Origin of the sequence: Shewanella marina JCM 15074 (genome assembly GCF_000614975.1) — a bacterium.
Taxonomy (GTDB): domain Bacteria; phylum Pseudomonadota; class Gammaproteobacteria; order Enterobacterales; family Shewanellaceae; genus Shewanella; species Shewanella marina.
Genome location: NZ_BALM01000012.1, coordinates 26360 through 39761, shown reverse-complemented (window position 1 = coordinate 39761; position 13402 = coordinate 26360). Strand labels below are relative to the sequence as shown.

The 13402-nt window shown below is 41.7% G+C and carries 13 protein-coding genes and 1 other RNA gene; 10 read left to right on the top strand and 4 right to left on the bottom strand.

The genetic code is table 11. The annotated features are described in order from the left end of the window. The first annotated feature begins 473 nt into the window (after positions 1-473). The 5 genes from fixA (at position 474) to JCM15074_RS10650 (ending at position 5387) form a co-directional block, all read left to right on the top strand. Positions 474-1247, top strand: coding sequence for a putative electron transfer flavoprotein FixA (gene fixA, locus JCM15074_RS10670; protein WP_025821196.1), 774 nt, complete (start codon positions 474-476; stop codon positions 1245-1247). Between the two features lie 16 nt (positions 1248-1263). After that, a complete protein-coding gene (locus JCM15074_RS10665; protein ID WP_025821195.1) occupies positions 1264-2199 on the top strand; it encodes an FAD-binding protein in 936 nt (311 codons plus the stop codon). 77 nt (positions 2200-2276) lie between these two features. Further along, on the top strand, positions 2277-3569 hold the full coding sequence (fixC, locus tag JCM15074_RS10660; protein WP_025821194.1) for an FAD-dependent oxidoreductase FixC: 1293 nt from the start codon (positions 2277-2279) through the stop codon (positions 3567-3569). After that, a complete protein-coding gene (locus tag JCM15074_RS10655; protein WP_025821193.1) occupies positions 3566-3853 on the top strand; it encodes a ferredoxin family protein in 288 nt (95 codons plus the stop codon). Before fixC ends, JCM15074_RS10655 begins: the two co-directional genes overlap by 4 nt. A 217-nt stretch (positions 3854-4070) precedes the next feature. Then, positions 4071-5387 (top strand): MFS transporter, encoded by a 1317-nt coding sequence (locus JCM15074_RS10650; RefSeq protein ID WP_025821192.1) that lies wholly within the window; start codon positions 4071-4073, stop codon positions 5385-5387. 170 nt (positions 5388-5557) lie between these two features. Here the strand turns inward: JCM15074_RS10650 and rnpB are convergent. Then, positions 5558-5927: RNase P RNA component class A (gene rnpB / locus JCM15074_RS23585), an RNA gene on the bottom strand. A 107-nt stretch (positions 5928-6034) separates the two neighbouring features. Then, complete coding sequence (gene rsmI, locus JCM15074_RS10645) at positions 6035-6877, bottom strand: 16S rRNA (cytidine(1402)-2'-O)-methyltransferase (RefSeq protein WP_025821191.1); 843 nt, start codon at positions 6875-6877, stop codon at positions 6035-6037. An 87-nt stretch (positions 6878-6964) separates the two neighbouring features. Between rsmI and JCM15074_RS10640 the strand changes: the two genes are divergently transcribed. The 4 genes from JCM15074_RS10640 to dolP all read left to right on the top strand — a co-directional run bounded on the left by JCM15074_RS10640 (position 6965) and on the right by dolP (position 10389). Further along, positions 6965-8788, top strand: coding sequence for a penicillin-binding protein activator (locus JCM15074_RS10640; RefSeq protein WP_025821190.1), 1824 nt, complete (start codon positions 6965-6967; stop codon positions 8786-8788). After that, positions 8785-9111, top strand: a complete 327-nt coding sequence (locus tag JCM15074_RS10635; protein ID WP_025821189.1) for a YraN family protein — start codon at positions 8785-8787, stop codon at positions 9109-9111. Before JCM15074_RS10640 ends, JCM15074_RS10635 begins: the two co-directional genes overlap by 4 nt. Before the next feature lie 118 nt (positions 9112-9229). Beyond that, positions 9230-9823 carry a phosphoheptose isomerase gene (locus tag JCM15074_RS10630; RefSeq protein WP_025821188.1) on the top strand — a complete coding sequence of 198 codons (594 nt, stop codon included), beginning with the start codon at positions 9230-9232 and terminating at the stop codon, positions 9821-9823. Continuing rightward, entirely contained in the window at positions 9820-10389 is a 570-nt protein-coding gene (gene dolP / locus JCM15074_RS10625) for a division/outer membrane stress-associated lipid-binding lipoprotein (RefSeq protein WP_025821187.1), read from the top strand. The genes JCM15074_RS10630 and dolP overlap by 4 nt, the downstream gene beginning before the upstream one ends. On the opposite strand, the gene JCM15074_RS10620 is transcribed toward dolP, so the two are convergent. After that, on the bottom strand, positions 10386-11288 hold the full coding sequence (locus JCM15074_RS10620; RefSeq protein WP_025821186.1) for a DMT family transporter: 903 nt from the start codon (positions 11286-11288) through the stop codon (positions 10386-10388). The two genes, dolP and JCM15074_RS10620, sit on opposite strands and share 4 nt — an antisense overlap. Positions 11289-11474: 186 nt before the next feature. Between JCM15074_RS10620 and JCM15074_RS10615 the strand changes: the two genes are divergently transcribed. Next, the gene (locus JCM15074_RS10615; RefSeq protein ID WP_025821185.1) at positions 11475-12347 is read left to right on the top strand and encodes a LysR substrate-binding domain-containing protein; all 873 of its coding nucleotides are present in this window, start codon (positions 11475-11477) and stop codon (positions 12345-12347) included. 40 nt (positions 12348-12387) lie between these two features. On the opposite strand, the gene trpS is transcribed toward JCM15074_RS10615, so the two are convergent. After that, positions 12388-13386 carry a tryptophan--tRNA ligase gene (gene trpS, locus JCM15074_RS10610; protein ID WP_025821184.1) on the bottom strand — a complete coding sequence of 333 codons (999 nt, stop codon included), beginning with the start codon at positions 13384-13386 and terminating at the stop codon, positions 12388-12390. Positions 13387-13402: the final 16 nt, after the last annotated feature.

Sequence of the window (13402 nt, the reverse complement as noted above, 5' to 3'; positions counted from 1 at the left end):
ATTGATTAAACAGTCCCATAAATAATCCATACATTTAAACTTTGTAGAATATTAGCGATATATTTCAAACTGAAAGAATACAATCACAATTCGATTAATTTGCGTTTTAAATAATGGCATTAGCAATAATTTAAACCGTGATTAATATCACACCAAAAACACTATTATTTTTTGTCTTTTTCAATGTGTAAGATAGCTTGTAAAATTTTTTCACCTAAATTACCAATTACTTATTTAAAAAATAACCCTTACTTTTCAACTAGTTGCAATGTGTGAAAAAATATAAAACTTTTTATTTGTGAGCTATATAACAATCTTAATATTTATCAAGTGATAATTAAGTAAATATCAAATTTAATATAAAAAACGCACTAAACCCATTTATCAAATCACCGCAGTAAATACTTTAAAATGTAATTGGCCAGTCGCTTTTTTACATAACTAAAAAGTGTTAAAAGGTAACCGGAGATAAAATGAAAATTATTACTTGTTATAAATTGGTACCAGAAGAGCAAGATATTAATATTGCTAAAGATCTAACGTTAGATTTATCTAAAGCAGCTAAAAAGATCAATACTTTTGATTTAAATGCTATTGAATCAGCAATCGAATTCAAAAAGTTAACTGATGTTGAACAAATAACGGCATTAAGTGTTGGCGATAAGTCATTAGAAAATGTAAAGCTTCGCAAAGATATACTATCTCGTGGTCCAGATGATCTATTAACAGTTGTCGATGAATCATTTAATCAACTACAACCACACGCCTCGGCACAAATTCTATCGGCTGCGGCTAAACAAGCAGGCTTTGACTTAATAATTTGTGGTGATGGTTCAAGTGACTTATACGCCCAACAAGTTGGTTTACTTATGGGCAGCATGCTAAACGTGCCAACCATCAATGCGGTAAGCAAAATTATTGCTGCAACACAACAAACCATTACCGTTGAACGTGCATTAGATGAAGTTGTTGAAGTACTCGAAATTCCATTACCAGCAGTTATTTCGGTATCAGCAGATATTAATGACCCAGCAATTCCATCAATGAAAGCGATTCTTGGCGCCGCGAAAAAACCAGCTAAACAACTCTCTCTAACAGATCTAGAAGTGGGAGAACTTGCGACTCCTGTGACACCTATTTCAGTTATGGCACCAAAACAGATGGATCGTAAGCAGATCATCATCGATGGTGATGATGAAGAGCAAATCACTATCTTTGCAGACTACTTACGTAAGTCTTTCAACTGATTTAGAGGAACGAACCATGCAAAAATTATCAAACATTTGGTTATTCAGTGATCTTGCTAATCGCCTACCAGAACTAGTCAACGCAGCGAATACATTAGCAGAAAAAGTCTCTGTATTTGTATTAGGCGATCAACAACAAGTTGATCAAGCATTAGCATTAGGTGTTAACCAAGTTCACTATCTAGGTGAGCAACCAACCACCCGTATTACTGAAGACTACGCAGAAACAATTGCACACACGTTACAGCAGAATGAAGCACCATTGGTGTTATTGCCAGCAACTAAACGTGGTAAAACATTAGCAGCAAAGTTAGCAATAAAACTTAATGCTGGTGTAGTTAATGACGTTAACCATATCGATATTGAGCAAGGTATTAAAGCCGCTCATATGACTTACGGTGGCATGGCGATCAGTGAAGAACAGATCAATAGCAACACCGCGATTCTAACACTGAGTAATGGCGCTTTCCCTGCAGCACAACCAACAGCGGTTATTGGCGAGGTAGTGAATGTTGACTATATCGCACCAGCAGTTGCTATCACTTGTATCGAGCGCCGAGCCAAACAAGCCAGTAGCGTTGATTTAAATAAAGCAAAACGCGTTATTGGTATTGGTAGCGGTATTGGTTCAAAAGAAAATCTTGTGGTAGCAGCAGAAGTTGCCAGCATGATTAACGCTGAATTAGGCTGCTCTCGTCCAATTGCAGAAACAGAAAAGTGGATGGATCGCGAGCGTTATATCGGCGTGTCAGGCGTTATGCTAAAGCCTGAAATTTACTTTGCTTTAGGTATTTCAGGTCAAATTCAACACATGGTTGGCGTCAATAGTGCGCAGACTATCTTCGCAGTTAATCGTGATAAAAATGCACCTATTTTCCAACAGGTTGATTACGGCCTAATTGGCGATATTAATAAAGTGTTACCCGCACTTATCAATGCGCTAAAGGCATAAATATACCATTAGTCAGCTTATAAACATCAGGTACACCCCTGCCTGATGTTTACCCCAACCTTATAAGTGAATTAATTATGTCTGAAGATGCATTTGACGCCATTATCGTCGGCGCAGGTTTAGCAGGTTGCAGTGCAGCTTATGTCTTAGCTAAGGCAGGAGCTAATGTGCTCGTAATTGAACGAGGCAACTATGCTGGCAGCAAAAATATGACTGGTGGTCGATTATATGGCCATAGTTTAGAAAAAATCATTCCCGATTTTGCAAGTCATGCGCCAGTAGAGCGCCGTGTGACTAAAGAGAAAATTTCATTTTTAACTGATGACTCAGGTGTGACTCTGGATTATCACGGTGTGAGTGACAAAACCGCGCCACAACAATCATATAACGTGCTTCGAGGTAAGTTTGACCAGTGGTTTATGGAGCAAACGGAAGAGCAAGGCGCACAATTTATCAGTGGCATTCGAGTTGACAAAATCCTAACTGAAAATGGCAAGGTAATTGGTGTAGAAGCAGATGGTGATGCACTCGAAGCTAATGTGGTTATTTTAGCCGATGGGGTCACCTCCATTCTGGCCGAACAGCTCGGTATGCTTAAACCTAGAGTTGAAGCAGGTGCTACAGCAGTATGCGTCAAAGAGTTAATTGAGTTACCGAAAAATCAATTAGAAGATCGCTTCAATCTTACCGAAAATGAGGGCGTTGCCTGGTTATTTGCAGGAATGCCATCTAATGGTTTGATGGGCGGTGGATTCTTATACACTAACGAATCAAGTATTTCTCTTGGACTTGTTTGTGGCTTAGCACATATCGAAAGTGCAACTAAAACCGTCCCGCAAATGATGGAAGACTTTAAAAACCACCCAGTCATTAAGCCATTAATTGCTGGCGGGAAAATGGTCGAATATTCAGCTCACGTTGTACCAGAAGCTGGCATAAATATGATGCCACAGTTAATCAAAGATGGTGTATTACTTACAGGTGATGCAGCAGGCTTATGTATGAACCTAGGCTTTAACGTACGCGGAATGGATCTAGCCATCGCCTCTGGTGAAGCCGCAGCACAAGCAGTACTCACCGCTAAACAAAATAATGACTTTAGCGCAGCAGGTCTTGCGTCTTATCAAACCTTGTTGGATGACAGCTTTATTATCAAAGATATGAAGCTCTATAAAAATGCACCTGCATTTATGGAAAATCCACGTATTTTCAATCAATACCCGAAAATGGTCGCAGATATCATGCATGACATGTTCACCATTGACGGCAGTCCATCAAAGCCAATACGCCAAACAATTATGAAACATTGTAAAGAAGTAGGTTATATGAACTTACTAAAAGATGGCATTAAAGGAGTAACAGCAATATGACCGAAGTTGTTAATGTTGACGTTAAATTAGGTGTTGATAAATTTCATGTTGATGAAGAAAATCCGCATATTATTATCAAACCTAACCCTGATATGGCCGAATTCAAAAAGTTAATGATCGCCTGTCCTGCTGGACTTTATAAGCTACAAGAAGATGGTTCAATCCGCTTCGATTATGCTGGTTGCTTAGAATGCGGTACTTGTAAAATTCTATGTGGTAACACCATTTTAGAAAAGTGGGAGTTTCCCCGTGGTACTTTTGGTGTTGAATACCGTTACGGTTAATTCAATTAAAGCAGGTAGCAATGAGTTGCCTGCCTTTTCCATCAAAGACTTTAATGCTAGTGCACTCATTATTTTGCATTAGCAATTATCTTGCACCAACAATCAGAAATTCGTCGTCTCTCATCTGCAAACATATACGCAAATGAGTCTGATCTTCGTTGGTGTGACCAATGCTTACAATTGTATAGCATTAGTCAATAATGTGAGTAATACCTATATGAAAACTCAAACAAATTTTGATGACTTAGCATTTACCCCGCTCCATAAAAAAATAATGATTTGGGGCAGTGGCGGACCATTTCTTGATGGTTATGTATTAGTCATGATAGGGCTTGCACTAGAACAATTAATTCCAGAATTACAACTTGATGCACAGTGGATAGGACTTGTTGGTGCATCAACACTCGTTGGTCTTTTTATTGGTACCGCATTATTTGGTTATATTGCCGATTTATTTGGTCGTAAACTCATGTTTATGATCGATATTATTGCCATTGCAGTATTATCATTTGGCACCATGTTTATTTCATCACCTGTTGAGCTGGTCATCGCCAGATTCTTAATTGGTATCGTTATTGGTGCCGACTACCCTATTGCGACATCAATGGTTGCGGAGTTCTCATCAACCAAACAGCGCGCCTTTACCATGGGCTTTATTGCTGCTATGTGGTACGTAGGTGCAACGGCTGCTAACGTAGTTGGTTATCTGTTATATGATGTAGATGGTGGCTGGCGCTGGATGTTTGGTAGTGCCATTATCCCTTGCGTTATTATCTTATTAGGCCGTTTTCATCTACCAGAATCACCACGTTGGTTATTACGTAAAGGTCGCATAAAAGAAAGCCAAGAAATTATGCATAAATATTTTGGCGAACATGTCACCCTTGATGAAGAAAAACCACAACCAACTCAATACCGTATGTTATTCCAAAAAACATACTTAAAACGCATTCTATTTATTGGCGCCATTTGGACTTGTCAGGTTATTCCAATGTTCGCCATTTATACCTTTGGCCCACAAATTATCAGCTTATTTGGCTTTACTGAGCCTAAAGATGCAGCGTTAGGTAATATCATTATCAGCTTGTTCTTTATGGTTGGCTGTATACCTGCAATGTTCTGGCTCAACAGTATTGGCAGACGCGCATTATTAATTGGCAGTTTTGCCATGATGACTGGTTCCATGGCGATCTTGGGCTTAGTCCATAATCCTGCAACATGGGTCGTAGTGGGTGCATTTGGTTTATATGCATTCTTCTCCGGTGGACCGGGTATTTTGCAGTGGTTATATCCAAATGAGCTCTTTCCAACCGAAATTAGAGCTTCTGCAGTAGGCGCAGTCATGTCTATTAGCCGTATTGGTACCGTAATTTCAACTTATGCGCTACCTATCTTTATGGTCAATCACGGCATTAGTGCCACAATGTTAATCGGTGCTGCAATCTCATTAATTGGTCTTGGTGTGTCAATTACAATGGCACCAGAAACAAAAGGGCAAACATTAGCGGTCACCAGTTCAACGTCTTTTAAATAACACGTTAAAAGTCACTCGATAACAAAAGGGCGCACATCTTTCGATATGCGCCCTTCTTTTTAAATCTGCTGCCGATAAGCTACGGCCTACATCACTTCAACCATTAACTAAAACTTAGAACGCAGAAAACAAAAAAGCGCATATCTTTCGATATGCGCTTTCTCTTGAATGAGGTGAGTTGGCCGATAAGCCGGGTCCTGTCTTGGACAGTCATTCATCTAGGCCTGCAATCGCTCACAGGCTCAAGCAATCTACCCGGTTCCAACGCGAGCCGCGCATTAACTTACCGAAGTAAGTACTGGAACCCTATTTGATCTTGCTCCGGGTGGAGTTTACCATGCCACGAACTGTTACCAGTCGCGCGGTGCGCTCTTACCGCACCCTTTCACCCTTACCGACCTAATAAATTAGGCAGGCGGTATACTCTCTGTTGCACTTGTCGTCGGTTCACACCGCCCAGACGTTATCTGGCACCCTGCTCTATGGAGCCCGGACTTTCCTCCCCGTTCCGAAGAACGCGGCGACTGTCTAGCCAACTCGGCGGCGAGTATAACCGAAGATGTTACAACTCACCAGCCCAAGGCGACCTCAAATCTTAAATATCATCAAAAACTGATATCAGCTGCTGCATATTTAATCACTGCAACTTATAAATCGAATTCGAGCCCTAACTTATACAAGGCATTTTTCTTTAAGCCGTGAATTTGTGCGGCTAAAGCTGATGCTTTCTTTAATGGTAATTCAGTGCATAACAGTTTTAATGTTTCAATGGCTTCGGTTGGAATCGTGTCATCTTCATCTGCCACAAATCCATGCACCATTAACACAATTTCGCCACGCTGTTGGTTACTGTCCGCCTCAACCATCGCTAAGACTTCAGCCGCAGTACCAGATAAAAATGTTTCAAAGGTTTTGGTCACTTCACGTGCCATCACAATTTTTCTATCCTCGCCAAGTGCTTTCACAATCGAGGTTAAGCTATGCACAATGCGATGCGGTGATTCATAATAAATTAACGTGCGTGGATCTTCTCGCAATTCGGTTAACTTATCAAAACGGCCTTTCTCTTTAGCAGGTAAAAAACCTTCAAAACTAAAGCGATCTGATGGTAAGCCTGATGCGCTAAGCGCAGTAATAGCGGCACATGGGCCAGGCAATGGCGTGACCGCATAACCAGATTCGCGCACATGGCTCACTAGGTGATAACCTGGGTCTGAAATCAGCGGCGTACCGGCATCTGAAATCAATGCAATAGAAATACCATTTGCTAACTGCTCAACCACCCATTGTGCACGTGCGCGCTCATTATGATCATGTAGCGCAGTCGTTCGCGTGGTAATACCAAAATGGCTTAATAATTTGCCACTGTGACGAGTATCTTCACAAGCAATAAGATCCACTGAATTGAGCACCTCTATTGCCCGTGGGCTAAGGTCTGACAAATTACCAATGGGTGTCGGAACAACATAGAGTGCGACCTTTTGGTCCATAATTACCTCGATGGATTAAGCGACAGACTTTCGTCTGGCGTAAGAGCAGGTTAAACTAGTAGCAGCATCTTACCAGAGTGAAGCCCAGTGTTAAAAAGCCTGAATACAACTAAATTGATTCCATTAGCACTTTTATCCACTATTTTAGTGGGCTGTGCAACGTCAACGCCTGATACTAGCTCACTTGAGCCAGTGTCTTTAATCTCTGCTCCAATGGCTGCTAGCCACTATTTAGCCCTTGCTGCGCAAGCGCCTAAAGGTAGCCGTCATGACAGTTATTTGCTATTGGCAGCACATGCTTACTTAAATCAAGGTAATCATGCTAAAGCATTGGAAATCTTAAATGCGATGCGCGCCACCATGACGCAATCCCCAAAACTATTAGCTGAACATCAGTTTCTAGAAGCCAAAGCAATGACGGCGAATCAACAATATGATACCGCCTTGCAAGTACTGAATTACCCAACTGACTGGCAACTGCCTGATTGGCAATTAGCGGCTTATCATCAATTGAAAGCCAGCTTATATCAGTTGATCCAGCGTCCTGTTGAGCAAGCGCAGCAACTGAGCCTATTAAGCCAATACTTGCCGCGTGAACAAGCCAAAACGGTCAATGACCAAATTTGGAAAATCGTTTACCCAATGCCTGAGCATATTCTAGCGCACTATATGCAAGACACCAGTCAGCCTATTTTTGCGGGCTGGATGCAACTGGCTTATATTGCTAAACATTATGCGGTAGATCCTGCTGAACTGGTGCGTTATTTAGCGCAATGGCAGCAACAAAACCCATCGCATCCAGCAGCAATCGCCCTGCCAACTGATTTAGAAAAAGCACTGAACGCTAAACCCTATAACGCCAAACACATCGCAGTATTACTGCCGTTAACAGGCAATATGGCAAAAGTCGCAGCACCTGTTGATCAAGGCTTAGCGGCTGCCTATTTGGCGAACCACGACCAAGATGCGACGGTGAATTTTTATGACACCAGTAAAGGTGCAGTACAAGCTTATCAACAAGCGGTCACTGCGGGGGCTGATTTTATTATTGGCCCATTACTACCAAACAATGTTGAGCAAGTCGCTGAATTTGTGGCGCAGCAACCGTCTAGCGTACCGCAATTGTTCTTAAACCAGCCAAAACAAATTTTAGCCAATGATCATAGCTTCTACTTCGCGTTATCGCCGGTGCAAGAAGCGCTGGAAGCCGCTAAAAAGCTATACAGTGACGGTATTAAACTGCCCCTAATTTTAGCCAGTAACGATGCCACCAGCAAACGTATGGCGCAAAGCTTTAGCGATGAATGGCAGCAATTGACAGGTAAGCCGGCAGAAGTGCATTACTATGATGCGGGCGATAAAATGAAATTAGCCGTACGTGAAGCACTTGATGTGACCGATAGCTTGGCGCGCATTAAAGCCATGAAAGCACTCATTGGGAATAAGACCCAAGCTGATTTTCGCTCTCGCCGCGACATTGATGCTATTTATATGATTGCCCCAAGTCGTGACTTACCACTGTTAAAGCCGTTTATTGATGTGAGCTTTAGTGTGTTTGCTCAACCCGTGCCGCTTTATACCTCAAGCCGTGGTCGCCCTGACAGTATGAATCAAGAGACCGCTCAGGAGTTAAATAAGCTCAATATCAGTGATAGTCCTTGGTTAATGCAAGCAAGTGCTGACAGCCAACAATTAAAGCAACTATGGCCAACTTGGGGAAATAACCAAAAACGCCTGTTTATTATGGGTTATGACGCTATTGACTTAATCAACAGCTTGGCGCAAATGCGTGCATTCCCAGGTTACCAATTCCATGGCCGCAGTGGCGACCTATCGGTTAACCCTGAAGGCGTGATTGAGCGTCAACTCAGTTGGGGTCAATATCAGAATGGTAGCCTAGTTAATCAATGAATTTAGGCCAGCATGGCGAAGCGTTAGCGCAACATTATTTAAGCCTACAAGGACTTAAGTTTGTAGCCAGTAACGTACGCTTTGCTTTTGGTGAAATTGATTTAATTATGCAGCATGATGATGTACTGGTATTTATTGAAGTGAAATACCGTACATCAACTCACTTTGGCGGTGCCATTAATGCGTTAAGGCCTGCACAAATCACACGCATTCGCCGGGCTGCAAGCGCGTATTTGCAACAGCAACAACTCGATGTGATATGCCGTTTTGATGTTGTCGCCATTGATAATCAACATATTCAATGGCTTAAAGCGGCTTTTTAATGCTAGTTAAAAGCACTGTGTATCTTCAAGTAACTTAGTGATATGTGTATAATTATCCATCTAGCGGTTATGCTCTAATTTCAGCTAGATCATTATTTTAGTGTCGAAGGATCTTTCCATGTTAGAACGTATTAAAGATAGCTTTACTGAGTCAATTCAAACCAAGATTGATGCTGCTGAAGCACTACCAGAGTCAATTGCAAAAGCAGCTGAAATGATGGTTCAGTGCTTACTTGGTGGTAATAAGATCCTATCATGCGGTAATGGTGGTAGTGCGGGTGATGCACAACACTTTTCTGCAGAACTGCTAAACCGATATGAAATTGAGCGTCCACCGCTACCTGCAATTGCATTATCGACAGATACCTCAACCATTACTGCAATTGCGAATGATTACAGCTATGACGAGATTTTCTCTAAGCAAATTTTAGCTCTTGGGCAACCTGGTGATATTTTATTAGCAATCTCAACCAGTGGTAATTCTGGTAACGTGATTAAAGCGATGGAAGCAGCTCTTAACCGTGATATGACCATTGTGGCATTAACCGGTAAAGACGGCGGTGCAATGGCAGGTTTAATGGGGATTCATGATGTTGAAATCCGTGTGCCATCAAATGTGACTGCACGTATTCAAGAAGTCCACTTATTAGCAATTCACTGCTTATGCGACAACATTGACCGCACCCTATTCCCACAGGACGAGCAACAATGATGCGCCTGCTCCCACTACTGATTGCGTTTATGCTACTGCAAGGTTGTGCTAGCGCCGTAATGGTGGGAGCGGTTGGTGGTGCCATGATGATGAATGATGAACGTAGTTTCACCACTCAAATCAGCGACACCGACACTGACTTTAGAATTGCCAGTGCCTTAAGCGATCACCAAGACTTACACAACCAAACGAATATCACAGGCATTACCATGAACAACAATGTGTTGCTTATCGGTCAAGCGCCAAACTCGATGTTACGTGATAAAGCGGTGCAGGTTGTGAAAAGCTTAAATATTGAAGGCAAAATCCATAATCAGATCCGCATTGGTAATCCAACCTCATTCACAACTCGTAGTAATGACACTTGGATCACCACTAAAGTGAAAGGCCGCATGCTGAATGATGAGGCCTTAGACGTATCAAAAATTAAAGTGGTCACTGAAAATGGTGAGGTATTCTTACTTGGCTTAGTGACTAAAGCTCAGGCCGATATTGCCGTAGACATCACTCGTAATACCGCTGGCGTACGTAAAGTCGTTAAAGTATTTGAGTACATTGTCGATTAATCTTTTACTGCTTCAACTTGTAATGGATCAATTTTAACCGCTTCAATATGTGGCTCTGGTGGTCTTCTTGTCAATACCTGCAATAGCAGGGTTGGCAAGACAATCAACGCCGCGCCAAACCAGGTTAAATTATCTAACCACTCATCAAACAACAACCACCCCAGTAGCACCACAAAAATCAACCCAGAATACTCTGCAATGGCAATCTCACTAGCTTTAGCTTGGCGATAAGCCATCACGCATAAACCGTGATAAATCAGCAAAAATGCATTTGAAGCTAACGCCACAGCCAATAACTGCCAGCTAAATGGACAAGCTCCTTGAATTAACACCATTGCCCCAATCAGTGGAATACCATACAAATTATTCAACATTAACGTTGAGGAGACATGTTCTGTGGCTGGTATTTTACGTAATGTAAGCTGGCAAATAGCAAAGGTAGTCGCTGAAAATAGCACCAATAAGCTGGCCATTGATATTTCACTTGGACGCAGCATAATCACAATACCAACAAATCCCAATAACACCGTCAACCACTGCGCTTGTGTAACACTCTCTTTTAAATAAAAATAACCCAACAATAAAATAATAATTGGGCCGGTATAAAACAGTGAACTCACTGTAGCTAAGGGTAATACCATTAAACCTGAAATTAATGCCAACGCGCCGACTGCACCGATATTGGCACGATAACAATGAAATTTATGTAGCTGACTTTTAGGGCGGCCCGAGCAATACCAAAACGGCAGTATCATCAATACTGCGGTGACTTGTCTAAGCAGTAAAAAGCTAGTGGCAGAAGCCTCTTCAGGCACCCATTTAATGGATACATCATATAATGCGCTAAACACATTACCGATGAGTAATAGGCTAATACCAATATAAAATGCCGACCGCATGACTACCACCCTAAAAATTGATTAGGCAATAGCTTATACTGCGGCTAACATGATGAAAAATGATGTTTTTTACTTATACATGAATTTAATTCATGATTAGTTTAAATATTGATAGTTATTCAAAACAAGACAAAATACGCTAACTTATCAGCAAAAAACAAAACTAATCGCTGGCAGAGATAACCTATGAGAAAATTACCACCATTAAGAGCGTTACAGGTTTTTGAAACTGCTGCCAGACATCTGCATTTTTCTCGCGCGGGTGATGAATTGTGTATCACCCAAAGCGCGGTTTCACATCAGATACGTTTACTTGAACAATTCTATGGTTTTACCCTGTTTGAACGGCAAAATAGGCAGTTACAACTCACCGCCAAAGGCTTAACACTCTTTGAATTAGTAACTGACCAATTTGATAGTTTGCAGCAACTGAGTAGTCAATTAAAACAAGAAGCAAAAGCGCCGTTAAGACTGGCGGTCTACAGTTCATTTGCGGTTAAATGGTTAATCCCAAGACTGACAGACTTTAAGCGTAATTATCCTGATATTCATATCAGATTAGAGATGATGAGTGCAGATCCTCTGCTCAATAGCAGTGTCGCAGATATGTTTATTACGGGTAAACCTGATAAAAAAGGCTACTACCGACAACTGCTGCATAAAGAACGATTGATTGCTGTTGCTAGTCCATTACTGGTGACTGACATCAGCAACTTTACCGAACTAGAGCTATATCAGTACCCGCTATTGTGTGTTGATGAAATCGGCATTGGCTTAGACTGGTTGCGCTGGCAACAACACTTTAACTTGCCTGAACCACTGCCGCACCAACATATTTTCAGTCATATGTTACTGGCATTAGAAGCCGCCATTGCCGCTCAAGGCATCGCTTTGGTTTCAGACTTTATTGTTGAAAAAGATATCACCTCAGGCAAGCTTATCCAGTTGCCATTACCAGTTCTTGAAACCGGATTTGATTTCTATTTTTGTACTAAACAAAGCCGTATCCACGATCGCGATATTGCCACTTTCGCCAATTGGATAAAACAGGCCCATTAAAAAAGGAGCCGCAGCTCCTTTTTACTAATGACTTGTGTATTTACACAAGTAAACCAATTTTCTCGTAAACACTCTTAAGCGTTACTTCAGCACGAGCACCAGCGCGTTCAGCACCGTCACGCATGATTTCATTTAAGAAAGCTTGGTCTGCACGATATTCATGGAAGCGCGCCTGCAGCGGCTCTAGCATAGCTACAACAGCTTCACCTGCAGCCACTTTTAAATGACCATACATCTTGCCTTCAAACTCAGCTTCAAGCTCAACAATTGAACGGTTAGTCACACCAGACATGATGCTAAGTAAGTTCGACACACCCGCTTTGTTTTCAACGTCAAAACGGACGACAGGTGGCTCATCACTGTCGGTCATCGCTTTTTTCATCTTCTTCAGGATCGCTTTTGGATCTTCAAGTAAGCCAATCACATTATTGCGATTGTCATCAGATTTAGACATCTTCTTCAATGGATCTTGAAGTGACATCACTTTTGCGCCCATTGTCGGAATAAATGGCTCTGGGATAGTGAAAGTATCACCATAAGCGTTATTGAATCGAGTCGCGATATCACGTGTTAACTCAAGGTGTTGCTTCTGATCTTGACCAACCGGAATTTGATCGGCTTGATATAACAAAATATCAGCAGCCATCAATACTGGGTAACCAAATAAGCCCACGTTGATGTTATTAGCGTGCTTCTGTGATTTATCTTTAAACTGTGTCATACGGCTTAATTCACCCATTTGGGTGTAGCAGTTTAGTGCCCAGCTTAACTGAGTATGCTGTGGTACTTGTGACTGGATAAATACAGTGCTTTTCTTTGGATCAACACCACAGGCTAAATATAACGCTAAAGTATCTAAACAAGCTTCACGCAATGCCTTAGGATCTTGGCGAACAGTAATCGCATGCAGGTCAACAACACAGTACAAGCAGTCATGACTATCTTGCATAGCCACCCACTGACGTAGCGCGCCCATGTAGTTACCAATTGTTAATTCACCTGACGGTTGGGCACCGCTGAGGACGATGGGTTTAGTCATACGTTTTCTTGCTCCG

What these genes read in the sequence shown, in the direction of transcription:
- JCM15074_RS10615 (WP_025821185.1), top strand. Translation starts at nt 11,475, where the DNA reads ATGAGAAAATTACCACCATTAAGAGCGTTACAGGTTTTTGAAACTGCT.
- dolP (WP_025821187.1), top strand. Translation starts at nt 9,820, where the DNA reads ATGATGCGCCTGCTCCCACTACTGATTGCGTTTATGCTACTGCAAGGT.
- fixA (WP_025821196.1), top strand. Translation starts at nt 474, where the DNA reads ATGAAAATTATTACTTGTTATAAATTGGTACCAGAAGAGCAAGATATT.
- JCM15074_RS10620 (WP_025821186.1), bottom strand. Translation starts at nt 11,288, where the DNA reads ATGCGGTCGGCATTTTATATTGGTATTAGCCTATTACTCATCGGTAAT.
- rsmI (WP_025821191.1), bottom strand. Translation starts at nt 6,877, where the DNA reads ATGGACCAAAAGGTCGCACTCTATGTTGTTCCGACACCCATTGGTAAT.
- trpS (WP_025821184.1), bottom strand. Translation starts at nt 13,386, where the DNA reads ATGACTAAACCCATCGTCCTCAGCGGTGCCCAACCGTCAGGTGAATTA.
- JCM15074_RS10655 (WP_025821193.1), top strand. Translation starts at nt 3,566, where the DNA reads ATGACCGAAGTTGTTAATGTTGACGTTAAATTAGGTGTTGATAAATTT.
- JCM15074_RS10630 (WP_025821188.1), top strand. Translation starts at nt 9,230, where the DNA reads ATGTTAGAACGTATTAAAGATAGCTTTACTGAGTCAATTCAAACCAAG.
- JCM15074_RS10665 (WP_025821195.1), top strand. Translation starts at nt 1,264, where the DNA reads ATGCAAAAATTATCAAACATTTGGTTATTCAGTGATCTTGCTAATCGC.
- fixC (WP_025821194.1), top strand. Translation starts at nt 2,277, where the DNA reads ATGTCTGAAGATGCATTTGACGCCATTATCGTCGGCGCAGGTTTAGCA.
- JCM15074_RS10635 (WP_025821189.1), top strand. Translation starts at nt 8,785, where the DNA reads ATGAATTTAGGCCAGCATGGCGAAGCGTTAGCGCAACATTATTTAAGC.
- JCM15074_RS10650 (WP_025821192.1), top strand. Translation starts at nt 4,071, where the DNA reads ATGAAAACTCAAACAAATTTTGATGACTTAGCATTTACCCCGCTCCAT.